A 24,094-nucleotide genomic window follows, 5' to 3' on the forward strand; every position below is an offset into this window, starting at 1 on the left:
CCCCCTTTCCATGACTGTTATTTTTTTAACTTTGTGCGTTTTTTATTTGTGAACCATGCCGCAGCGCCACCTAATCCGATAATAGCAAGCCATCCTGCATTGTTGGTCGAATCAGAGGTATCTACCGGTGTGCTTGGATTTGCAATAACCGGTTCTTTATCTTGTCCTACAGGTTTTTGTGGTGTCCCACCCGGAACTGCCGGTTGATCCGGTTTCGTTTGACCGTCTGGTTTCTCTGTTCCATCATCTGGTTTTTGTGGTGCTATTGGTTTTAGTGTCAATAATGAATTCAACTGTTCGATCACCTTTTCAGCATCCGCTTCACTCAGATTTTTATTCTCCATTGCTGTTTTCGCAGCAGCTAAGACATCTGCTATCTTCTTTTGATCTGCTTTACTATATTGCGATTTATCTAGCTTCGATAATACGTCAAATTGCTTTTTGATTGTTGCAATCTGCTCTTTGGAAGCCCTTCTAGTCAATGCCTTCATCGCATTACTCAAACGATCGATCGTTTCCATGATCTGTTGATTGGTTTTCGGCTGCAATGTCTTCGCTTCGTGCAATGCGTCTATAAAAACCTTGCGTTCAGCATTATCTACGTAATTGTCCATATTCAACTTTTCTGCGTAAACGACCGCTTCCTGCAATCTATCAAGATGTAAGGCAACCAGATTGCCGTATACTTCGTCCAGTTGCTTCTTCGCTGCAGCCAGCGCATCTTTGTTTTGGACAGGGTCCTTAGCAAGAGCTAAAGAATCTTGTACCAGGCTCTTATATGTCTCTGCTGCAGCTCCTGCCTCATATTTGCTAAGATCTACAGCTGCAAATGCTTTTATAGCAGTAACATCCTGATTGATCAGATCTGCTTCTGACATGGCTGCTGCCAGTGCCTGATATGCAGCCTTTATTTCATCTTTATCACCATTCAGATGAGTTTCTGCCTCTGTAATTGCATCCTGCAAATACTTCTCAATATCTGCATTATCATAACCCTCAGCTTGTGTTTTCGCCTCCTGAATCAAAGATGTCAGTAAATCCTTATCCTCTGCTCTCACACTGACAGAGATTTCTGCCTTAACATTTTCATTTGCCTGTACGGTGACGGTAGCTGTACCACTACCAACAGCTGTTACAAGTCCACTGCCATCCACTATCGCAACTTTTTCATTACTGCTCGTCCATGTCAGTAAATCTGTACTATCAGCAGGTGTCAGGGCTGCATGTATCTGCTGACTCATTCCCGTTTCCATATCTTTCAGTTCCGTGACATCAAGTTGTATGCCGGTAGCGGGCTTCAAATCACTTACTTCAATTCCATAAACCTGAATTTCAGCTGCGGATGCATATGCATTTGGAATATCACCAAGAGCTGACAAAGCAATAAACTTCACGTAGCGTCCCATAGTTCTTTGGAATTTCACTTTATTAAAACTGTCTTTTTGCAGTAATTCTGTATCATTATGTGCGAAGCTCCCCTGAACAACCGGCTTGTAGTTTTGACCATCTTCACTTATTTCGATACGATACTCAGTGATATCCCCATTCTTACTGCCATCCTGTCTTGGAAGGTAATCCAGTTGCTCGATTGCATAATTTCCACCCAAATCTAGTGTGACAGCTTGTGGAAGTCTATTTGCACCGGAGTAATCAGAATGCCAGAAGGTATTCTGTTGACCATCAATCAAATTGGTTACAGGACTTTCTCCTGCAGAAGAAGTGGCAGTTGGCTTTATAGTAGTATGTGGAATCAATGCTTGACTGTCCGGCTGCAATTCATCAGATCCTTTGTATTCGAGTTTGACCATCGCGTTGTGTAGGTCTATGACGGCATTATCCACAGCGCTTTGTGATCTCTTATCTGCCATTGCTTTTTCTGCATTCGCTATTGCATCCTGTAGTTTTGTCAAACTTTCCTTTGTGTATAGCTGTTCTTCTGCTATCGTATCTTTGGCATCCTGTAGCATCTTCTGCAGGTCATCAAGATAAACACCATCTACGACGGTGATACTTACTCTCTTCATCACTTTTTTTCCTGCATCGTTCACACCTTGGCTACTGACAGTTATATCCGCCTTGCCTGCTTTATTACCTTTAAGTGCAAATGCATAACCATCCGGTGTTATCGTTTTGATTATTGATATAACACTTGGATCACTGCTCGTTACCTCATAGAAAGGATTTGAAGCATTACCTGGTGTTACACTTGCTTTAAAATCGACAATGCGGTTTACATTTATCTGTGTTGGATTATTTTTATCCAATACGATATCTTTCACATTCTGTGTGGAGTCTTCGATAAATTGTATTTCATGCAGTGTCAGCATACGGTTTTCTTTACCACCTTCAGGAACTGTGTTCGGATCATTGTTTGCGATGGCCTGCCCATTACTTGTCAGTGGTGTAATCGTGATAGAAGTGATCTTACCAGCATCCTTGGGAATATTAAATTCATAAATATTTTTCGCCTCGGATATAGTACCCAAGTCGACTTTCTGTCCGGCTTCCGTGTGTGCGACCGCTTTTATGGATGTCATCCTTCCATTACCACTCTCCCTGTTATAAACCTTAAATGATGTAATGCCTCTTGCTTTGTCGAAGGTGAACTTCATATCTGTAGGAAGTTTCACATCAGGTGTTAAATCACTGGCACTTCCATAATAATATTTGAATTCGGCATTGTTGCTCAAATTACCATCAAATAATATCTTTTTCCAATCATCTTGCTGCCACAGGTTTGTTGCCGGCACATTGTTGTTCACATCATTGCTAAATGTTACTGATGGCACTTCATTTTCTGTCAAAATACGTTCTGTATTCGGAAGGGAGGGATCTTGTGGTGTTTTCAGCGGATTTATTTCCTTCAAACCACTGCTGACATACGTAACCTTTGCCTCTGAATAGAATGCATCTGTGATATTCATATCTTTCATAGCAATGAATTCAAAGGTACACAGATCCTGTGTTCCACTGATCATAGTCTGGTTACCGATATCAGAAAATACGACATTCAAATTAAAATCATTTACAGAATCTGCTTCCTTCTCCACTTTTTTGCGTGAGAATGCGAACTGTTTCATATTGATCGTAGCAAGAGACGGCTTCGTAGTAATATAATTCAGATCACTGCTATTGAATGGTAATTGAAATCCTAAGGCGTATACATTTTTCATATTTATGCCATATGCCTTGATACTGAGCTTTTCTCCTTTTTTCACATCGGCTTTATCCGCAACGAACTGAATGTTCCCTTCAGGGATACCTGCTGGCTTAGCGATTCCGCCATTCAACTGTGTTGTTGTATATGCTACGTCTAGCGCATCGATATAGCCGTTATTATTCCAGTCCATATCCTTTACCTGACCCCATGCTGCATCGCCTTTTTCCAAACCAACATAGTTATCGATCTGCGTCAGGTCATTATCATCGACAACACCGTCTTTATTTGTATCTCCTGGGAGAATGCCTTCTGTTCCATCTATTTTATATGGCTGCATTTCAGCAGCTGAGAAGAATCCACCTTTTGATTTACGTGGGACAAGCTTCAGATATCTTGCGCGTACACCTTTCAAATCCACAGTCTTCGTATCACGAACGCTCATATCATTTGAGTATGTCCATTCATCTTGCACCCCTTCATGAACCAGTGAGTAATCCGTACCGTCTATACTTGCGTAAATATCCATCTGTTGAACAGCTCCGTTTCCCTTATTGTCCTGACGTGGGGTATATTCGAATCGATCCATATCATATACTTTCTTCATATCCATTATGAAGTCTTTATTAATTGCATTGTCTGTGGAATGGAACATGTTACCATAATCAAAATCCAGAGCATTCTTTACTGCACCCCATTGATCGCCATACGGCCATTTCAATTCGATATCCTTTGGTACATTGCGGTATGGATCTAATGCGCTTTGAGCTTCTAACGGAGCACTCCATGCAGAGAATCCGTCTTCATTGATTGCACGGATACGATATGTATGCTTGGAATGGTATTCCAGATCTTCATGGGTATAGCTTGTAGAGGTGATACCCCCCTGTATCACACCATCTGTTTCCACTTCATAACCGGTTGCGCCACTTACAGCACTCCAAGTTAGAGGAATCGAGGTAGGTGTCACATTGTCTTCATCCACAGTGAGATTCTGCGGTACACCAAGATTTTTATTCAACTCATATTTATTCAGTTTTCCATCATTGACGAAATCCTTCACCTGCAGCTGTACTGCTTTGTTATTAACATTCATTTTCGCAAATTTAACATACAGTTTCGGTGTTGTAGTTATTTCTTTTGAGGCAAAATCACTGTCAGCGGTAGCATACTTATTTAGATTCGGTTTTGCATTATAGAAATATGTATTTCCTTTAGCTTTATCAAACTCCTCTTGTGAAGTAACCACAGTGAAGTCTGCTTTATTCAGTGTCTGATCTCCAACTTTAGCAGTGATATCACTAGGCTCTTTGGACACATTAACAACAAAGGTGGTTTCCCGATTCGCATTGTAGCCGCCATAGCTTCCTGTACTCTTTTCAGCTGTCAGTGTTGCTGTACCATTATCAACTTTGCTTGTAAAGTGTGTTGTTACCACATCGCCATACGTAGGTTGATCCTTGTTCGTATTATCGATAGATTTACCATCATCTTCATATAATGTATAGTTCGTGCTTTTTTTTGTTGCATCAGGATAAAATTCTACGATTCGCTTTGACTTATCCAATCCTTTTGTATTTGTATCAGAAATCGGTTCAGCATTATTATTTTCTGTAAACATAGGTAATATTGCTCCGTTTTTCACAAATAATGGAAGTTTCCAGATCGGTGCGTCGAAATTATTAAGAGTCTGATTTCCACGATATTGTTTTCCTGTAAAATAATCGATCCATACCTGATCTTCATCCGGCAAATAAATGCCATTACGGATATCATCACCATTATCTTTCATCGCAGTATCTTGATATATTGGAGCAACAAGCAGATTTTGCCCCATCATGAACTGATACTGCACATTGGTGCCATAAGTGTTAGGATCATCTGGATATTCTAGAAACATCGCACGTACCTGCGGTTTTCCTTTTTCACTGCCCTCACCGAGATTTGCAGATGTATAAGCCGTAGAATAAATATAAGGCATCAGTTCTGCACGCAGCTTGAGATACATACGATTGATGGAGGTCGTATCCTCACCAAAAATATAAGGTTTTTTAGGGAAACTTCCCCAGCCATCCATATCCAACATCATCGTAGTAAACGATTTCCACTGGATATCTCTTGTTTGAATTAGTGAACTTCCTCCAAAGATTCCATCAACATCACTGGATACGTTTGGATTACCGCTTAAACTTTGTCCGATATATGTAGGAATATGGAAACGTATATATTCCCAGTTGCCACCAGTTTGATCGCCTGTCCAGATACCGCCATACCGCTGTGTGCCTGCCCAGCCATCAAGTGTTACAATCGTAGGACGATCTTTTGTTTCAGCTACGATATCGTATGCATGGCTAATTCCGTTCAATCCGAATGAATATCCCTGACCTACCCAGGCCACATCAGTCTTCAAGGTCCGGATACCGCCCTCTTTGACTTCTTTTTCAAAATCTCTTTGCAAATGAATTGGTTCTTTCGGATTCGGTGTCAGGTCTGATTGCGTCCATAATCCGGTACCAATACCGTATTGCGCGGCATATTGCGTGAAATTTTTCAGATTTGCGATATTATCATCCAGTGATGTATCACTTTGACCATAACCACAGCCATACCCATCGTTAGGGATAAACCAGCCAAATGGCATATCATTAGAAACATGTCCGTCAATAACTGCACGCGCAGAAAACTTATATGCTGAATCATTTTTATCGCTCTTACCATTTAGCGTTTCGAGCGTCCAACCGGGTTCGGCAACACCGGCATTGTTTTTTTCCTGATAACGCTTTCCATCCTCAAGAAGAGAACCACTATTTCCAGATGCTGCCTTCCATTCATCACGGTTATAACAGTTCAAATGACCAAGATAGAAGGATTTCATCGGCATCAGTGCCGGGTCTCCTGTAAGTTTGAAATAGCTGTTCAGAATATCCGTAGGTTTATCACCCACAAAGAAATAGGCATCAAAGCGGTTCTCATTATGCGTTGTAGTAACCTTTCCTTCTGTTGTATTGCCAAAATCATATTTACCGGGTTTGAACGTATTCCGTACGACCCCATATCCGTTTGTTGACCAATAAAAAGGGTTCGGGCTGGAAACTTTTCCATCTGTCCATCCGTTTTCATTGACGATATTGATTGCTTGTCCGGTATGTACAAATCTACCGTTCTGTGTACCGCCTCCGTAGAAATTCTCATTGCCTTGTTTTTTCAGTGTTTGAATCGTACTTCCGGATTTGTATTGTATTGGTGCACTTTCTTCCCAAATGACCTCCTTTGTTTTTGCATTTAGAAGTTTCATCATAGACGTGGCCTTATCAATCTCTAGGCGTACGCTGTCTGTTGAAATCGTTATGTATCCATCTGTTTCCTCTACTGTAGGTGATGGTTTGTTGTATTCTGAAGAATCATCTTTCTGCTGTATGATCCTACCTGTCTCTTCAGAGTTATTTGGCGTGGCGTAGTCTTTGAAACTATCACTCTTGCCATCCGGCTCCATATCAAAACGGAAAAGATTGTTTTCAAGAAATGTAATTTGAGCTTTTTCACCGTTTTCATACGCAACCGTTACAATGTTATCCTGCTTTGCGGCGCTTGCAACGGAACTCAGGTATGTATAGCCTGACTTCGGCTTTAGAATATTTACAGCGGTCTGATCTTTTATTGTATCCTTTTTTACGGATGTAGCGGTGACGGAATCAGCCAAAACTCCAATAGTTGTGCTTCCTGCTGCCATAGCAGCTGCGGTACTCAATACGATTGCCTTATTCACTGTTTTTCTTTTCAAGTTCTTACCCTCCCTTTAACGATAACAATACCAAAAACAAAACAGTAGCATGTGCACCTCCTATCCGAATATACCACCTCCTCATCTAGATGGCTCATCTCAAGAATATGTCTTTGTGCATTTGTTTCATAAAGTATACGATTAGATATACTGATGAATATTTATTCTTCAGTTTTTTTTATCGTTTACCTACGATTTCATAGGGCTTACAATATGATTTTCTTGTACAGGCACTCTTTTTATAATCGTATACCTTTATAAACAATTCCATTCACACCAAGACTTACTTGTAACCGATTTCATTTTACTGTAACTTACGTTTGCAGTAAACCCTTACAGTTTGTGTTTTTCAACAATAATTTTGTACTTTTTATTTATTAGCATCCATATAATATATTATAAAGAAATATCAGGATACACATAGAATAATTTCCAAGTTCGATTGTATCCATAACATTTGAATAAGTGAGCATATCGGAAAAGCTGTTTCGCTTTCCATTATCTATAAAAGTGGATGAAGGATATTTTTGATAAAAATGCTAATCAATAGTAGATAACATTGCAATTCTTGCTAAAAAATAGGAATGATAGAGTCAAAACTTTATGTAATTTCATATGATTGATAAGAAATGCTTGAAAACTGACATATCAAGAGACATTGAAGAATAGTCTATTATTTATAATTAGCATACGAATCTATACCTCTATCAGAAATGCTATAATAGATTTAATCTCTACATAAGATATTCTTGAAAGAATTTGATTCCATAACTTTTACTCTATCTAGAAATAATTTACTTGACATTTATTAGGAATATTTGTATTATAATGATGTATTAAAAAAAAAAACCTACTGGTTAGTTCAATCAAAGCGTCCTTGTAGATTCATACGTGGATGCTTTTTTTGTTCTAAAAAGCAATTAAAGGGCGGAGATATGGAATATAATTTTTCTCTTCATATGTCAAAGGAAGGAACTTTGACATATGAGATAAAAATCATCCTCAGAAAGTGTGTGGTATTCTCACACGAAGGAGGAAAAAACTATGAAAGTATTTGGCTATGCCAGAAGAAGTTCGTCAGAAAAAAGTAAATCGAACTACAGCATCGAATCACAAAAACGTGTATGCAATGAGCTTGCTGCAAGAGATAACAGGACGATTGAAAAATGGTATATTGATGAAGGATATTCCGGAACAACTTTAAAGCGTCCCCACATGCAGGAGATGTTGAAGGCCATAGCTACAGCGAATCAAGAAATAATCATCTATGTCTGGTTAGCTTCCAGATTATCCAGAAATGCGAATCATTGCAATTCCCTTCGTTATGTTTTTAGCAAGTATAATGTCACCGTCATCTCTGATAATAGAGACTGGGCGAGTCTGGAAGACATCGCATTACACCCGGATAAGACGATCGGTCCACGGATCATTACACTTTCCGATGAAACAGAGGTGCATCGTGATCGTAAGAGAACACGTATAGGTCTCACCACATCAGCTTATAAAGGGAATTATACGAAAGGAGGAAAGACGCCACCTACCGGCTATCTGTTTAAGAATAATCCGGGTGAGAATGCGAGAGGAAGAAAAGTAGAAATCGACGCTACCTATGTCGAAACGATGCTATACATCTTAACGCAGGTCCATGATCATAAGAGATCATTGGACTCACTGGCAATCGAATTAGACTTCAAACAGGCTTGTGGAGTACACTGGTCCTATACAAAAATCTACAAAGCGGTCACAGACCCAATCATTTACGGAAGGCTCCTGACCTCGTATGTCGACATCCAGGATCATTCTCCTGCATATTGTTCACAGAAATATTACGAAGAGATACAGAAAATATTACATGGGAGAAGGAAAGAATATCATTACAAATACTTATTTAAGAATCTAATCAAATGCGGAGACTGTGATTGTTGGTGTAGTGAGATTCCTACGATCCACTATCCACGGAATGGAAATAAAAAAGGCAGAAGAGTTTACAAATATTATTATTGTCCTTGTTGTAAGCAGAGGATCAATGAACAAGTCCTGCTACACAAAATGATCCATCATATCAATGCGATTTTGGATGAGACCACGAATTTTGACGTTGTGGAAGATATCTCCAGGAGGATTGGAAAACTGGAAAAGCGCTTGGAGTTTCTTGACATTGAATATGAAGAAGGCTACCTTGATGATGATTCTTATATCGAAGAGCGCAAGAAACTGCTATCTAAGAAAAGAAATTTAGACAAGGATATGAAAAGATTAAGGAATAAAGCAATAAAAAAATTCAATGAGTATACATACAGCGAACAGAAGCAGATCATCAAAAGATCATTTTTTTGTATTAGCGTAGATCTATAAACGAAATGTATCATCAACATAGACAATTTAGAGAAATGATCCTATGTATAAAGCTGGAGCAAAAATCACAACCTCAGCTTTAAAATTAAAAAAGGGGTTTACAATTTTATATAGAAGGTATAAAATGTAAGTGACCAGAGGTGTCGAGGTGAGGAGATAATATTTCGCTTTATCATCCGTTCTCCCTCCATATACCAAACAAGTCGATAACTATCGGCTTTTTTTGTGCTTTACCGAAGTTTTGACCAACATTATTATAGAAATTCTGTATGAATTATTCTATTTCGTATGTGGCAAATATTGAATCATTGTTTATTTCAGTGATGGTTAGGTATTGCTTATCGACCGTTTATATTCTACATTACCCTGAATTCATTCTGGTAACTTGTTCTGTACATCTCTAAATACGGACTTGTCTTCTCTTTTGTAATTTTCATCCGTACATTTCTTTTGCTCCTCTTTATTCCTGTTTTTATATTGACTTTATCTTTACCTACATTTTAAACTCTGGTGATTTGTAAACGTATGCCTCAAGAATAATTCCACTTTTTACGATATACGGTTTATATTAACTTTTACTCAATTATCGTACGAGCTTTCTCTAATTATCAAAATAAGTAATATGCCGTTCCTCTCAGATTACTGCCTGCATAGTGGACGCTCCCTTTTTTTTGTAACAGCAATAATCTTTTTTTACAAAAGGATTGATAAGAAATATAGACTTTTATTTCCAGTAATCATAAAACAAAAAAATGGGATGATATGAAATGTTTTAGTAATCTATTCGCTATTAATATAAAGAAAACACATTTTTATGTAAATTTTTATGAAAAACATCTTTTATTTATACGAATTCTATGAAATGAAATTATCAAATATTGCAGTTCTTTTGCTTACGATTTAGATTTTTTCTGTTTGTATACTCATGAGAATTCTCTATGTGATAAATAATCAGTCATGCAGATACTGCTTGCGAGTATAATACAAATGCTTTCTACTTTCCTCGAAATTCGCATTATAGAAGCAAGAATATAGGACATTCAGTGTATACTCAATAGCCAACTGAGATGAAAAGGAATACGTTGCAGTAGCCTTATCCTCCTCATTCGGTAAAAGAAGCACCAAATCACTTAGTCTTGCCAGAGGACTATCAATATTAGATGTCAACGCCACCATCTTTACACCTCTTTGCTTTAAAATCTTTGCCTCATTGATAACTTCTGCTGTTTTTCCGCTATAGGAAACCATCATTGCGAAATCCTTGTTTGTGGCATTGGCACATAGATATGCCTGATCTGGCGATAGAATAGAAATCTTTACATACGTATTTATTTTCATCATCTTTAACTGAAAGTCCAGTATACGAATAAAACTATCACTGACAGCAATCGCTAGAAGATTCTCCGCTTCCAGCATACACTGTACGACCTTTTCGATGATCTGATAGTCCATATGCTTTAAGCAAGAATTGATGGTTGTTTTGGTAAGATATGCGATTTTCTGAGAAATAGAAACTGATGTATCTTCTACACTAAATGGTGCATTTACATCGATAGGAAATTCCTTTACCATTTCAAAGCTTACATCCTTTGACAGTTGAATCTTAAATTCCTTATAACCATGAAATCCCAGCTTTTTACATAAGCGAATGATTGTAGTTGTAGAAGTAAAGGCTGCATTGGCTAATTCCTTAATAGACATCGTTACAGCACTGCTGCTGTTTTGTAAGATGTAATTTGCGACAGCCTGTTCATTTGTGGAAAGACTTAGTTTCTCGAATTGTTCAAAAATAGTCATAGAATGTACTACGGTCATACAGACAGCTTATCCCCTGTATCTCGTATCTCCTTTCTTACCTAACGATTTTATATAGCATGTACACTTAGCAGAAAAATGCAGGAAGTCAAACATTTACAGCAAGCGATGAAAATTAAAAAATCATGTACGTCTATGTCTATTATATCATAGGTAGGGTATAAGAACGCGTTATATTCTCATCATTTTCCCATAGAATTTGTAGAAACTGTAAATAAGTTACGCGAATCATAATCAAATAGGATTTTTGGAAGTAACAAAATTACAAAATGGAAGAAACGTATTTACAAACCAGAAGTTTAATTTATAATAAAGGCGATGAAAACGTTTGCATCTTTGGGGAATTGTTTGAAAATGAATGCTTTATAGCAAAACTTTGAAGAAAAGGAGAAATATTATTATGATTTTAAAGTGGATTGAAACTTGGCTGAGTCCAAAAGTGTCTGTTATTACAAGCACACGTTATTTTCAGGCGTTTCGTAGCGGATTCTTTGTACTAATGCCTTTAACGATTATCGGAACTGTATTTATGTTGATTACAGATTTCCCAATCCCTGGCTATAATGAATGGATGAGTGGTATATTTGGGGTAGGATGGGAAGATTTCCTCTCACCTGCATATCGTGCAACATTTAATATGATGGGATTCCTGTTTGCTGGAACATTCGCCTACAAATTGGCAGAAGGGTATAAACTCGATAAATTAACTGTTTGTATTCTCGGTTTGGTAGCCTATGTTGTTTTATCTCCAAAATCGGTTCTAGCACCGGAATCCGGAGAGGTTATTGGTAGAGTTTTACAGTTTGACTGGTTAGGTACAAAGGGTATTCTGACAGCATTGTTTGCCGCAACGATTTCTACGGAAATCTTCCGCTGGTGTGTGAAAAAGAATTTTACAATCAAAATGCCACAGAGTGTTCCACCGATGGTAATTAACGCATTTACTGCTTTGATACCAGGTATTTTGATTGTTACGGTATTGTTGATTATTAACGGTATATGTATGAGGATGGCTGGTTCTTTACCAGAACAGTTGTTCGCTTTGATCCAGTTACCATTGCAGTCTATGATTTCTCATCCATGGGCAATGGTTGTCATAGCATTCCTGAATGGTTTCCTATGGTGGGCTGGTATTCATCCAACCGTTGTCAATTCTTTAATATATCCACTATTGTATGCAAATGCAGAGTTCAATCAGACACTGGCAGATGCAGGGAATTTAACAACAGCTACTGGAAGTTTTGGTTCTGTACAAGTATTAGATCAATTCCTTACGATTGGTGGTGCTGGCATGATGATCGGTCTGACGATATCTATGATTATAGCAGCACGTTCAGCGCGTATGAAAGCTGTCTCTAAAGTTGCCTTCGTACCATCTCTGTTTAATATTTCAGAACCTGTAACTTTTGCGACGCCAACGGTATTCAGTCCATTGATGTTGATTCCCATGACGGTAACTCCGATTGTATCCTATGGTATTATGTATTTAGCGCAAATTATTGGTTTCATGCCAATGTTTACCAATGTACAAGCACCATGGGCAACACCGTTTGTGTTCTCTGGATTCCTGGTATCCGGTTGGCAGGGAGCAGTGGTACAGCTCATTATTGTCAGCGTTACAGTACTTATTTATTTACCATTTGCAAAAGCGTTGGATCATCAGTTCATGCAGGAAGAAAAAGAAACTGCACAGAAATAATAAAAAGCGAACATCCTACGGCTGTTTCATTGTAATGGATACAGGTAGCCTGTAGGTATATAGAAAATAGCATAGGAATACATAGGAGGACATTATGAAAAATATTGTGTTATTATGCTCTCAAGGAGCAAGTACAAGCATTTTGGTACAGGCGATGAAGAAAGCTGCGGATGCTATGGAGTATTCATGCGACATCAATGCATATTCTATCAATATGTTAAATGAAGTAAAGGAAACTGCGGATATAATCCTGCTTGGGCCACAGATTCGCTTTCAAGAAGGCAAGGTGAAAGCAGAGGCAAGCTGTCCGGTCAAAACGATTGAGATGCAGATGTATGGTATGATGGATGGAAAAGCGGTTATGGAAATGGTACGCAAGGAGCTGGATTGATGAAAGGGATTGAATCCGTCTGCTTCCAGATTATAAGTTATACAGGAGCTGCGAAAAGCTGTTTCGTGGAAGCTATCAACGAGGCTGAACAGGGGAATTTTGAAAGAGCTGAGGAGCTATTATGCGAAGGTGATCAAAATTTTAACGAAGGTCATCATGCACATTTCGGATTGCTTCAGAAAGAAGCACAGCAGGAGCATGTAGAAATCAGATTGCTGCTGCTTCATGCGGAGGATCAAATGATGGCAGCGGAAACAATTCGTATTCTTGCCGAAAAGTTTATCCAAATCCACAAAGAATTAAAAAAGGGTGGTAAGAATGACTGATTTTGATACGATATGCAATGAGGTGCAAAAAAAGAAGAGAACCTATCGTCCGATGTCACCGGAAATTGTGCTGACTTCTTCCTTTTACTTTGATGATTTTAATGAATATGCTGAAGCAACGTCCAATGAGTTTGAGCATTATGTATATACAAGAGGAACAAATCCAACAACCGAGCTGTTGGAGGAAAAGCTTGCAAAGATGGAGGAAGGAGAGCGTTGTAAGGTGTTTGCTTCCGGAATGGGGGCTATTAGTGCAACCTTTTTTACCATGCTAAAGGCGAACGATCATGTTATCTTTGTCAATACGGTCTATGGAACAACGGTTTCCTTGATTCGTTATATGGAGCGCTATCAGATATCCTATGATATTGTAAATTCTACAGATACCGATGTGATTCTCTCTTATATAAAGGATGAGACCCACATTATTTATATGGAAAGTCCATCCTCACAGAAGTTTGAGTTGATAGATCTGGAAGCGATTGCTAAAGTCGCTAAACAGAAGGATATTATAACGGTGATTGATAATACGTGGGCTACTCCCATCTATCAACGTCCCTTAGTGCATGGCATTGATATTGTTATACATTCCTGTTCTAAATATATTGGAGGACATTCCGATATTGTGGCAGGGGCAGTAATCAGTAGCAAGCAAACTGTGGAACTGATTGAAGAAAAGGGCTTCCTCTATCTAGGAGCTACATGCAGTCCGTTAAATTCTTATTTGGCGTTGCGTGGTTTAAGAACGATGCCAGTACGTATGCGTCAGTTTACGAAGAACATATGTACTGTGTTGGATTATCTTTCTACGGATAAGCGAATCAAAAAAATTCATCATCCATATTGTGGGAATGCATGGCAGAAGCAGCTGGCAGAAAAATATTTGGATGGATATGGAAGTCTTTTTGGAATTGACATGGTAGATGATGATTTGGAAAAGCTGAAGGTATTTGTTAATGCATTACAGGTGTTTACCTTGGGTGTCAGCTGGGGTGGCTTTGAAAGTCTGGTGCTGCCCGTGTTTAAAGGAAATAATCAGCAGGCGATAATTGACAGAGGATTGGATGTTACGCATCTTCGTATATATGTTGGATTAGAGAATCCACAGGAGCTGATTGAGGATATAAAAGCAGCACTTACGATTGCCTACGGAAAATAAAGGAAAGTCTTACGATCATTATAGACATATCCTATATGATATCTGTTTTACATGGGATGATCGACAATACAGAAAAGTTACAATCAATGCTTTTATTTAAACTGGCAGTAGAACTGGATATTATGGCCCGTATTCTGGCATCGGCTGTCGATAAAGAACCTGTGCAGCTTGAGCGTATCTGCTGATTCTGTAAAGAAAGGTATTATATTTCAGTATCATATAAAAATGTATGTACAATAAACACATGGATCATGCATACCGCATTTTCAAATATAACTGCAGATGGGATACAGAGCCTCACAAAAAGGTACCTGAAGCCTGTAAAATTGCAAGTAAACCGGAGCGGTACACGAATAGCATGAGGTCCAGCGTGTCTTCCAATATTTTTCGCAGGTATGGAAATCGGGGTTGTCATCCATACTATGCATGAGGTGATATACTATGGATAACAATGCAATCGTAGAAGAATTAAACCAGCTGCTGAAGGGCACGCACATGGGAATCGGTATATTTGAAGACTTGGAGGCGAAGCTGCAGAGTGAACGACTGAAAAAGGAATTCCATGGACTGCTGGATAAGCTGAAAATGCATGCACATTCCCTGAGTGCTTTAATTCAGACCTGCGGTGGTGACCCTGTCGAAAGTGCCGGAATTAAGGGCATGGTGAGCGAAGCTGTCGAAATGCTGAAAAACCTGATGATCGGTAATGATAAGCAGGTTCTGGAGGAAGCGGTCAAAAATATGAAAATGGCGCAGAAGGCTTTGCATGCATTTGATGAGAAGCATCTCGTCTTGAATGATCAGATGAAGAAAACAATGCGGATCATGCAGGAGGATTATGAATCCATGTACCATATGCTGCATAAATATCTGATTGAATTTCAATAAACCTACTGGAGTGTTTGAACGTTTCCGTGTATAATCGTATCTATAGAAAGAAGGGTTAAGCATGAACGTTCAGGAAAGATTTTTACACTATGTATCCTTTGATACGCAATCCGATGAGCATTCCCAGACAACACCAAGCTCTTTGAAGCAGCTGAAGCTGGCAGAGGCACTTGTGGATGAAATGAAGGCGATCGGCATCAAGGATGCATATGTGGATGAATTCGGTATCGTCTATGGTATAATACCGGCAACAACCAAAAAAGATGTAAAATCCATCGGGTTTATTGCGCATATGGATACATCACCGGATATGAGCGGCAGAGATGTAAAGCCGAGAATAGTCAAAGCCTATGACGGGTCCGATATTGTGCTGAATGAAGCACTGGGTATCAAAATGGGAATCCATGATTTTGCATGCCTGCAGGAAAAAATCGGCGAGGATTTGATCGTGACAGATGGAACGACGCTGCTGGGTGCTGATGACAAGGCGGGAATCGCGGAAATCATGACGATGGCGGAAACGCTGCTTCAGGAAAACCGTGAGCATGGAAAAATCTGTCTGGCATTTACTCCGGATGAAGAGGTAGGCCGGGGAACGGATCATTTCCGTGTTCCGGAATTCGGTGCCGATTTTGCATATACGGTTGACGGTGGAGAGGTCGATTGCGTGGATTATGAAAACTTCAATGCCGCAGGTGCAGAAATTCACATTCAGGGTCTGAGCATCCACCCGGGTAGTGCAAAGGATAAAATGATCAATGCTTTGCTGGTAGCGATGGAATTTCACTCTATGCTGCCGGTACAGAAAAATCCTGCGTATACGGAAGGCTATGAAGGCTTTAATCATCTTACAGAGCTCCATGGAGAATGTGAGCATGCCTACATGTCCTATATTATTCGCAATCACAGTGAAGAGCTGTTTGAACAGCAGAAGGCAGAGTTTCAAAGAATCGCGGAGTATCTGAATCAGAAATATCCGGAAAACACCGTTCAACTGCAGATACATGACAGCTATGCGAATATGCGTACCATTATTGAAAAGGATATGCGAATCATAGAGCTGGTGAAAACGTCCATGAAGCAGATTGGCTTGGAACCGAGATCCATGGCGATCCGCGGAGGCACGGATGGTGCCCGTCTGACCTATGACGGCCTTCCTTGTCCCAACCTTGGAACCGGTGGCTACAACTACCATGGAAAATATGAGTTTGCTTCCATTCAGGAAATGCAGAAAAGCGTTGAGCTGCTGCTAAAAATTGTAGAAAACAATGTGCAGGAAGCATAAAAGGCATATTCCTGTACCGATGATCGTCTTGGAATAAATGCAAGAAAACAGAAGATGGAAGCCTGCTGCATGTGCAGGAAATCATTCTTCTGTTTTTTTCTGTTTTTAAGGTGAGTGAGGTCTCCTTCGCACAGCCTGTGTATGCGGACGGATATTCCATGCCGCTGTGCTTTCTTCACATTATAGGAAATCGTGCCGATTTCCTATAATGGGTTAGAGCTGCGCTACTATGTTAAATCGTCCCGATTTCCCATAATAGCTTTATAACACCCTCTAAACTAGAATCGAAATATTTCATTCTTCGGGTGTTATAAACCTCTAACCCATTATAACATTTTTATATGGACAAGCAGTTTCTATTTTGCGGATAGTTTCTTTTCTTCAGCTTTTTTCAGCAATCATTCTCTCCCTTATTCTATAGAGAGCATTTTCCTAAAAGGCGGCAGTGCTCCAACAGAGGGAGCATTCCCTGTACGGTTGCATAAACTGTTCAGCAAAGCGTAGTTTCGCAAGCATGATAACCACAGTAGCAAAGGTACAGCCTATTCTCTGCGGCTTTTTGTATAAGACGGTATCCTATCTTTGACCGAAAAAAAGTGTCTTGAGAGAAGACACCCTACCGATCATATGTTTTTGAAAAAGACCTGTGCAAAAGAGCAGCTGTTAAGAACAGCGCGTTACTCCTTGACAATGATACCCAGCAGCTGTACCAGACGAAGCGCCTGCTGTTCATTGACGATGACTCCGCGGATATGATCCATCGTCAGACTGATACCTTCAATATCGCTGGAGGAAAGATCCATGCCCTTTAAATTCGTGTTATGAAACTCACTCTCCTTCAAATCACAGCTGTCGTATACGGTTTTCTGATATTCGCACTGAATGAAGCTCGCATTTGAAAAATTGCTGTTTTCAAAAATAACCTGCCGAAATCTGGAGCCCGACAAATTGGCATAGGCAGCCTTCAGATTTGTGAAAAGGGTATTGTGTATGACACAATCGCTGAAATCGATTCCCATACAGCGGCAGTTGCGGAAAACACAGCGGTGAATAGCTCCCTTGTTGAAATGCAGGTTTGACAGCTCGCAATTTTCAAATACGGTATCAATCATATCAATCGCATCAAACTCACAATCCTCAAAAAACACATTACGAAAGACGCAGCCGTCCAGATGCAAGGCGGTATACTCCTCATTGCTGATGGTGATGCCGTCAAATTCCATTCCTTCCACATAATTGTCCTCATCAATGCAGGCATACAAGCTTTGTGCCTTCGTATACGATGGGCGCAGGCGGGGCTGTATTATTTTCATTATATCCACATCCTTTGGGTTCTATTGTACCGTATTCTCTGCGGTATGAAAAGAAAATCTCCGTAAAAATTTCAGCGGCTGCTTTCCACTCATCGCTTTCCCATAGCGGTAATCGTATAAATTCCAAGGAAGCATTACCTTTAGGCAGGCTGGGAAATGACCGCAGAAGACTGCTTGTACATTTTTTTGTTTGACATGTTTTCGTTGATTGCTTCCTGAATGGTGAAGAAGGGCATCAGGCTTATATCCGGCTCGATCAGTCTTCGAAATAGAAGTCTTGTATTTCCGGGGAATCCTCTATATAATGAAGACGTTGAAAAAACGATTGCGTATTTATGAAGGATACTTGATAGAACGCAGTAGATGAAGGAAGGTACATATTATGGAACATATCATACAGCCGATGGCGGCTTCTTTGCATATCCAGCCGGAACAGATCAAAAACACGCTGCAGCTGCTGGAGGAAGGAAACACCGTTCCGTTCATTGCCCGTTACCGTAAGGAAGTGACCAAGGGACTGGATGAAGAACAGATTCGTGTTATACAGGAGCAATATGAGTATCAGGTGAATCTGGAAAAGCGCAAGGAGGATGTCAAGCGTCTGATTGAGCAGCAGGGCAAGCTGACGGAAGAAATTATCGCATCAGTCAACGCCTGTGAAAAGCTGTCACAGGTTGAGGATATTTATCGTCCATACCAGCAGAAGCGGAAAACAAGAGCAAGTGATGCGGCTGCACGTGGCTTAAAGCCGTTTGCGGAATGGATGCTGAAGCTGCTGCGGGATGGGGATGTGCGTCAAGAAGCGAAGAGATATTTGAACGATAAGGTGTCCGATGTGGAGGCTGCCATACAGGGAGCAAAGGATATCATTGCGGAAATGGCAAGTGATGATCCGGCTGTGCGCCAGAAAATCCGCAGCAGTATGGAGCGCTATGGAAGGTTAACGACGAAGGAAAAGAAAAAGCATACCGATGAGAAAAAGATTTATAAAATGTACTATGATTACAGTGAGCGTGTAACCACACTGGCCAGTCACCGTATCATGGCAATCGATCGTGGAGAAAAGGAAAAGGTGCTTGCCGTTTCCATCGAGTTTGATAAGGAGTATATCATTGACTGGACCAATCGCCGGTTTACGAAAAAACGCCAGAGTCCGTGTGTTGAATATATCGAGGAGGCTGTGCAGGACGGCCTGAAGCGGCTTGCCTTTCCTGCGGTGGAGCGTGAAATCCGATCCCAGCTGAGTGAAAAGGCACACGAGCAGTCGATTGAGGTATTCTCGTTAAATCTGGAACGTCTGCTGATGCAGCCGCCGATGAAAAATAAAATGGTGCTTGGCTTTGACCCGGCCTTTCGTACCGGCTGTAAGCTGGCTGTCGTCGATAAAAACGGTAATATGCTGGATGTCAGTGTGATTTATCCGACACCGCCAAATGCCAAAATCAAAGAGGCGAAGGAGAAGATGCTGCAGCTGTTAAAGAAGTATCCCATTGATATTATCGCTATCGGAAACGGAACTGCCAGCCGTGAAAGCGAAGCCTTTGTTGCCGCATTGATTCGTGAATATCATCTGTCGGCTGCCTATACCATCGTTTCCGAAGCAGGGGCATCCGTGTATTCCGCAAGCAAGCTGGCACGGGAGGAATTTCCTGATCTGCATGTGGAGCAGCGCTCTGCCATTTCCATTGCACGCAGGATCATTGATCCGCTATCCGAGCTGATCAAAATCGATCCGCAGTCGATCGGTGTCGGGCAGTATCAGCATGACCTTCCCACCGCCCGTTTAAAGGATCGTCTTGATTTTGTTGTTTCCAAGGCGGTGAACCGGGTCGGTGTCAATGTGAATACCGCATCCCAGGAGCTGTTGAAAAACATATCCGGACTCAGCCAGGCAACAGCAAAATCCATTGTGGAATACCGCAGGGAGCACGGGGAGCTGAAAAACAGGAAGGAACTGAAGAAAATTCCGAAGATTGGTGAGAAATCGTATGAACAGGCGGCCGGCTTTTTGCGTATCGAGGATGGGGATGAGCTGCTGGATCGTACCAGTATTCATCCGGAAAGCTATGCCACAGCCAGAAAGGTGTTACAGCAGCTGGGTCTCAGTGAGCAGGATATGGGAAGTGAACAGGCACAGGAAGCGGTACAGCAGGCGGATGCTGACGGGCTGATTCGTGATTGTGAGAGTGACCGCTATACGATTCAGGATATCCTGGAGGCAATTGCGACACCGTTAAGAGATTATCGTGAACGGTATGATGCGCCGCTGTTAAGAAGCGATGTGCTGGAGCTTGAGGATCTGCATATCGGTGATCAGCTGGAGGGAGTTGTCCGCAATGTGGTGGATTTTGGAGCCTTTGTGGATATCGGGCTGCATGAGGACGGTCTTGTGCATATCTCCAAAATGAGCAGGCACCGTATTGCACATCCAAGCGATAAGGTATCGGTAGGAGATATCGTGAAGGTCTGGGTATACAATATCGATGAGGAAAAGCAGAAGGTACAGCTGTCACTGCTGCCGATGCAATAGAAATAAATTTACGGTTCTGTTGAACCGATGGATAAGAGTATTCATGAAAGCAGCCGTTAAGAACATTTGTTCAAAAAAACGGCTGCTCTTTTACAATTTCACATAATATTCTATGTGCAATGCAGGGGTTTTATAGTATAATAAACGTGTTCAAAACAAGGAGGACTATAGAATGTACCAATTAGAAGATCTAAAGGGAAAAGCGAACAACATTCGCAAGAACATCGTTAAGACGGTTACAGAAGCAAAATCCGGTCATCCGGGTGGAAGTCTGTCTTCTGTAGAAATCGCAACGGCAATTTACTTTACACAGATGGATATCACCCCAGACAACGTGGCATCAACGAATAGGGATCGTTTTGTCCTGTCAAAGGGTCATGCTTCACCGCTGCTGTATTCTGTACTGGCAGAGAAAGGGCTGATCGAAGAGGAAGAGCTGCTAACGTTCCGTAAAATCAACTCCCGCCTGCAGGGACATCCAAGTATGCGCAAGCTGCCTGGTGTCGATATGTCCACCGGATCACTGGGACAGGGAATCTCCTGTGCAGTCGGTATGGCACTGGCGAACAAATACAACAAGGAAGACCACCGTATTTATACGATTTTAGGTGATGGGGAATGTCAGGAAGGGCAGGTATGGGAAGCTGCTATGGCGGCATCACACTACAAGCTGGATAACCTGCTGGCATTTGTTGACCACAACGGTCTTCAGATTGACGGTAATGTAACCGATGTTATGAATCCAACACCGATTGATGAAAAATTCAAGGCATTTGGATGGAATGTGATCGTTCTGGAAAACGGAAATGATCTGGAAAGCGTAATTGCAGCTTGTGAGGAAGCAAAGACGGTCAAGGGAAAACCAACGGTTGTTGTTGCTCACACAGTTAAGGGTAAAGGCGTATCCTTCATGGAAAACAAAGCTGGCTGGCATGGAACTGCACCGAGTGCAGAACAGTGTGCGGAAGCAATTGCAGAACTTGAAGGAGGATGTAAATAATGGCAAAGATGGCTACTCGTGAAGCGTATGGAAAAGCGCTTGCTGAACTGGCAAAGGAAAATAAAAAGATTCTGGTACTGGATGCCGATTTATCCGGTTCCACAAAAACAGGCGAAGTGAAGAAGGTTGCACCTGAGCAGCATTTCAACTTCGGTATTGCAGAGGGTAATATGATGGCAGCGGCTGCCGGTATGGCAACAAGCGGAAACATCGTATTTGCAAGTACATTCGCAATGTTCGCTGCCGGACGTGCGTTTGAACAGGTGCGCAACTCCATCTGTTATCCGCACCTGAATGTAAAGGTGTGTGCAACACATGCCGGACTTACCGTAGGTGAGGATGGAGCAAGTCACCAGAGTGTTGAGGATGTTGCTTTGATGAGAAGCATTCCGGGTATGGTTGTTGTTTCACCGGCTGACGGAGTGGAAACAAAGGCGGCAATTCGTGCAGTGGCTGAATACGATGGTCCATGCTATGTACGTCTGGGTAGAATGGCAGTTGAGGATGTATATACAGAAGATACGCTGAACTTCCAGATTGGAAAAGGAAACGTGATCCGCAAAGGAAACAGCGTTGCGCTGATTGCGACCGGTATCATGGTGGAGGCTGCCATGAAGGCTGCGGATATCCTGAAGGAAAACGGTATGGATGTAACGGTTGTTGATATGCACACCATCAAACCGATTGACGAAGAGCTAATCGTTGAACTGACAAAGGATCACGATCTGTTTGTAACCTGTGAAGAGCACAGTGTTATCGGCGGTTTGGGTAGTGCTGTTGCCGAGGTACTCAGTCAAAAGGCACCGAAGAAGCTTGCCATGGTAGGAATCAAGGATACCTTTGGAGAAAGCGGAACACCGGCTGCACTGCTTGAGAAATACGGTCTCACTGCAAACGATATCGTTAAGGCAGTGGAAGACAATAAGTAAATTATAGGATAGAAAGCTGTAAGATTTGGTTATCGGATAAAATCTTGCAGCTTTTTTTGTTCCTGCGCCTTTTACAGTCATGGGAAAAATTAGGATATGATAGAGACGTGCTTATGCAGGTCATTATCGAAAAGTCTGTAATTAACGGAAGAAACAGCAAGGGTGTTGGAAGCGATGCATAGAAATATACTGAAAATATGCTATCTATAAGAGACATATCACATTAAACTGCTGATGAAAAAGGAAAGATAAATACATTGTGCGGGATTGCTTTGACTGATGCATGATAGGAACCTGTGTACATTTTCCTTATATTTTCTGTCTGTCATATCAGAAGGGTGGCAGAGGGTGCACTGTATGATGTTCTTAAGGTATGTATATAAAGACGAATATATAAAAAAGCAGAACCTGTGTGTTCTGCCTCTTTCCTATTTGTTTTTTACATCCGCTATTGCAGTGTAAACGGCCTTTGCATCCATGACATTGCCATATTCTGTAGCACTGCCGCCTTCCTCAACAAGAGTTTTCTCTATTTTCTCTGCCTTGGCGCTGATGACCATATACTGATGACCGTCCTTCATTCTGGCAACACTGATCAGACAATAGCCTGCCTCAGGTGTAAAGCCGCTTTTACCGCCAATGATTTCTCCGCCTGGAAACTTCAGATCCTTATCATAAAACAGAAGGGTGCTCCTCAGCTTCAGCCCATTTGGGTGCTGTTTGGTTGCAGGTATGGTATACCGCAGGGTTGTCATCACCTTGCGAAAGGCAGGGTTTTTCCATGCGTGATCCATCATTTTTTTCATATCCTGCAGTGTTGTATAGTGCTGTTTATCCTGCAGTCCTGTCGTATTTGTGAAATGCGTATGCAGCATTCCCATACCGTTGGCCTTTTCATTCATATCCTTCACAAATTTGGAAATACTGCCATTCAAGTGATTAGCCAAAGCGTTTGCACCATCTGCACCGGAGGGAAGAATGAGTGCGTATAAAAGATCCTCCAGTGTTACCTGTTCTCCTGCTTCCAGACCTGCGACACTTGCATTTGCTTCCGCAAGCCCTTCAATATCCTGTTCTGTAATCGTTATTTTTTTATGCAGATTCTCCATGTTATCCAGAGCGACGATTGCGGTGAGCACCTTTGTCAGGGATGCGGGAAACAGCCTTTCATCACTGTTTTTTTCATAGAGTACCTGCTGATCCTGTAAGTCGATCACCATGGCATAGCGGCTGTTCAGGGTCATACTCTCTAGCCTTTTTTTTATGTTCTGCTGATTTGCATCAAGACCTTGCCCTGTGACGGGGGTTGATGCTTCCTCCTGCTTCATGAAATCAGGATAATACTCTTTGATTTGTATGTACATAGCGACATCCAGAAACAGCAGAAGCAGAGCTGCTGCCGCCACGAGCCACCATCTTTTTCTTATATTTCGCATTGCTGTCAACTCCTCCAATATCATAACACA

14 protein-coding genes are annotated in these 24,094 nt (G+C 41.2%); 10 read left to right on the forward strand and 4 right to left on the reverse strand.

What is annotated here, in order from left to right; genetic code table 11:
• Window positions 1-17 precede the first annotated feature (17 nt).
• Complete coding sequence (locus G4D54_06650; GenBank protein QJA02122.1) at window positions 18-6,938, reverse strand: DUF4968 domain-containing protein; 6,921 nt, start codon at window positions 6,936-6,938, stop codon at window positions 18-20.
• Between the two features lie 1,044 nt (window positions 6,939-7,982).
• On the opposite strand from G4D54_06650, the gene G4D54_06655 reads away from it, so the two are divergent.
• Window positions 7,983-9,293, forward strand: coding sequence for a recombinase family protein (locus tag G4D54_06655; GenBank protein QJA02123.1), 1,311 nt, complete (start codon window positions 7,983-7,985; stop codon window positions 9,291-9,293).
• Between the two features lie 951 nt (window positions 9,294-10,244).
• Here the strand turns inward: G4D54_06655 and G4D54_06660 are convergent.
• The gene (locus G4D54_06660; protein QJA02124.1) at window positions 10,245-11,108 is read right to left on the reverse strand and encodes a MurR/RpiR family transcriptional regulator; all 864 of its coding nucleotides are present in this window, start codon (window positions 11,106-11,108) and stop codon (window positions 10,245-10,247) included.
• A 400-nt stretch (window positions 11,109-11,508) separates the two neighbouring features.
• Between G4D54_06660 and G4D54_06665 the strand changes: the two genes are divergently transcribed.
• The 6 genes from G4D54_06665 to pepT all read left to right on the forward strand — a co-directional run bounded on the left by G4D54_06665 (window position 11,509) and on the right by pepT (window position 16,856).
• A complete protein-coding gene (locus G4D54_06665; GenBank protein QJA02125.1) occupies window positions 11,509-12,807 on the forward strand; it encodes a PTS sugar transporter subunit IIC in 1,299 nt (432 codons plus the stop codon).
• 94 nt (window positions 12,808-12,901) lie between these two features.
• Window positions 12,902-13,198 (forward strand): PTS sugar transporter subunit IIB, encoded by a 297-nt coding sequence (locus tag G4D54_06670; GenBank protein ID QJA02126.1) that lies wholly within the window; start codon window positions 12,902-12,904, stop codon window positions 13,196-13,198.
• A complete protein-coding gene (locus G4D54_06675) occupies window positions 13,198-13,524 on the forward strand; it encodes a PTS lactose/cellobiose transporter subunit IIA (protein QJA02127.1) in 327 nt (108 codons plus the stop codon). The genes G4D54_06670 and G4D54_06675 overlap by 1 nt, the downstream gene beginning before the upstream one ends.
• Window positions 13,517-14,683 (forward strand): aminotransferase class I/II-fold pyridoxal phosphate-dependent enzyme, encoded by a 1,167-nt coding sequence (locus tag G4D54_06680; protein QJA02128.1) that lies wholly within the window; start codon window positions 13,517-13,519, stop codon window positions 14,681-14,683. The genes G4D54_06675 and G4D54_06680 overlap by 8 nt, the downstream gene beginning before the upstream one ends.
• 441 nt (window positions 14,684-15,124) lie before the next feature.
• Window positions 15,125-15,571 carry a DUF2383 domain-containing protein gene (locus G4D54_06685; protein QJA02129.1) on the forward strand — a complete coding sequence of 149 codons (447 nt, stop codon included), beginning with the start codon at window positions 15,125-15,127 and terminating at the stop codon, window positions 15,569-15,571.
• 61 nt (window positions 15,572-15,632) lie between these two features.
• On the forward strand, window positions 15,633-16,856 hold the full coding sequence (gene pepT, locus G4D54_06690) for a peptidase T (protein QJA02130.1): 1,224 nt from the start codon (window positions 15,633-15,635) through the stop codon (window positions 16,854-16,856).
• A gap of 677 nt (window positions 16,857-17,533) precedes the next feature.
• Here pepT and G4D54_06695 read toward each other — a convergent pair.
• On the reverse strand, window positions 17,534-18,169 hold the full coding sequence (locus G4D54_06695; protein ID QJA02131.1) for a pentapeptide repeat-containing protein: 636 nt from the start codon (window positions 18,167-18,169) through the stop codon (window positions 17,534-17,536).
• 382 nt (window positions 18,170-18,551) lie between these two features.
• Here G4D54_06695 and G4D54_06700 point away from each other — a divergent pair, with 382 nt between their 5' ends.
• From G4D54_06700 to G4D54_06710, 3 genes are all read left to right on the forward strand, one after another.
• Complete coding sequence (locus G4D54_06700; GenBank protein QJA02132.1) at window positions 18,552-20,699, forward strand: RNA-binding transcriptional accessory protein; 2,148 nt, start codon at window positions 18,552-18,554, stop codon at window positions 20,697-20,699.
• 172 nt (window positions 20,700-20,871) lie between these two features.
• Complete coding sequence (locus G4D54_06705; GenBank protein ID QJA02133.1) at window positions 20,872-21,699, forward strand: transketolase; 828 nt, start codon at window positions 20,872-20,874, stop codon at window positions 21,697-21,699.
• On the forward strand, window positions 21,699-22,628 hold the full coding sequence (locus tag G4D54_06710) for a transketolase family protein (protein QJA02134.1): 930 nt from the start codon (window positions 21,699-21,701) through the stop codon (window positions 22,626-22,628). The genes G4D54_06705 and G4D54_06710 overlap by 1 nt, the downstream gene beginning before the upstream one ends.
• 428 nt (window positions 22,629-23,056) lie before the next feature.
• On the opposite strand, the gene G4D54_06715 is transcribed toward G4D54_06710, so the two are convergent.
• The gene (locus G4D54_06715; protein ID QJA02135.1) at window positions 23,057-24,064 is read right to left on the reverse strand and encodes a D-alanyl-D-alanine carboxypeptidase; all 1,008 of its coding nucleotides are present in this window, start codon (window positions 24,062-24,064) and stop codon (window positions 23,057-23,059) included.
• Between the last annotated feature and the right edge of the window lie 30 nt (window positions 24,065-24,094).

The sequence above is a fragment of the [Clostridium] innocuum genome (assembly GCA_012317185.1).
Lineage (GTDB): Bacteria > Bacillota_I > Bacilli_A > Erysipelotrichales > Erysipelotrichaceae > Clostridium_AQ > Clostridium_AQ innocuum.